This is a genomic window from Microbacterium sp. B24 (assembly GCF_000333415.1).
Classification (GTDB): Bacteria; Actinomycetota; Actinomycetes; order Actinomycetales; family Microbacteriaceae; genus Microbacterium.
On sequence record NZ_BADB01000303.1, the window covers coordinates 1 to 1,422 of the forward strand.

General features: G+C 67.6%; 1 protein-coding gene and 1 pseudogene. Both read left to right on the top strand.

The window, feature by feature from the left end:
• Positions 1 to 214 (top strand): annotated as a pseudogene (locus I5I_RS07900) (FtsQ-type POTRA domain-containing protein); the annotation flags it as partial.
• 162 nt (positions 215 to 376) lie between these two features.
• Positions 377 to 1,422: cell division protein FtsZ (gene ftsZ / locus I5I_RS07905; RefSeq protein WP_036318272.1), on the top strand; the 1,046-nt coding region annotated here is incomplete at its 3' end.

The window sequence follows — 1,422 nt, forward strand, 5'->3', positions numbered from 1 at the left end:
CCTCCCCGACGACATCCGTGCGCAGGTCACCGCGATCTCGGCGACCTCTGCGAACGATGTCACCCTGACCCTCGGCTCCGGGGGGACCGCGGTGGTCTGGGGCAATGCCGACGATTCCGCGCTGAAGGCCAAGAACCTCGCGGCGATCATGGCGGCGCGCCCCGGAGCCCGCAGCTACGACGTGTCGTCGCCGAGCGCGATCGTCGTCCGGTAGCGCTCGACACGGGTTTTCTGCGCGACACGCCCCGAGCCTCTCGGTCGGCGGGAGGGCTGCCGCATACCTTCAATCAAGGAATTGCATACTGAGCAATTCTTTAAACCTCAACTAGAGGTTCAAGGTTTAGCAGTCAGGGTTCGGGACACAATGGAGGCCGGCATGAGCCAGAACCAGAACTACCTCGCGGTGATCAAAGTCGTGGGTGTGGGTGGCGGCGGCGTGAACGCCGTCAATCGGATGATCGAGCTCGGGCTGCGGGGTGTCGAGTTCATCGCGGTGAACACCGACGCCCAGGCTCTGCTGATGAGCGACGCCGACGTCAAGCTGGACGTGGGCCGCGAGCTGACGCGCGGACTCGGCGCCGGCGCCGATCCCGAGGTGGGCCGTCGGGCTGCCGAGGATCACGCGGAGGAGATCGAGGAGGCCCTTGCGGGCGCCGACATGGTCTTCGTCACCGCGGGAGAGGGCGGTGGCACGGGTACCGGAGGCGCCCCCGTCGTCGCGCGCATCGCGAAGTCGATCGGCGCGCTGACCATCGGTGTCGTCACCAAGCCGTTCAGCTTCGAGGGACGCCGTCGGCAGAGTCAGGCCGAGGCGGGTGTCGCGAAGCTCAAGGAAGAGGTCGACACTCTCATCGTCGTGCCCAACGATCGACTGCTCGAGATCAGCGACCGCGGCATTTCGATGATCGAGGCCTTCGCGACCGCCGACCAGGTTCTGCTCGCGGGTGTGCAGGGCATCACCGATCTGATCACCACGCCGGGTCTGATCAACCTCGACTTCGCCGACGTCAAGAGCGTCATGCAGGGCGCCGGCTCCGCCCTCATGGGCATCGGCTCGGCCCGCGGCGCGGACCGCGCTATCAAGGCCGCCGAGCTCGCGGTCGAGTCCCCGCTGCTGGAAGCGTCCATCGAAGGCGCGCACGGCGTCCTGCTGTCGATCCAGGGTGGATCCAACCTGGGAATCTTCGAGATCAATGACGCCGCGCAGCTCGTCAAGGAGGCTGCGCACCCCGAGGCCAACATCATCTTCGGCACCGTCATCGACGACACGCTGGGCGATGAGGTGCGGGTCACGGTGATCGCCCGGGGCTTCAACGGTGGAGAGCCCCAAGCGCGCATCGAGCCCATCACCGCGGCGCGCCCGGCGGCCCCCCTGGTGCCGGCCGTGCCGGCCGAAGAGGCCGCACGAGAGGGTGCGGCGGT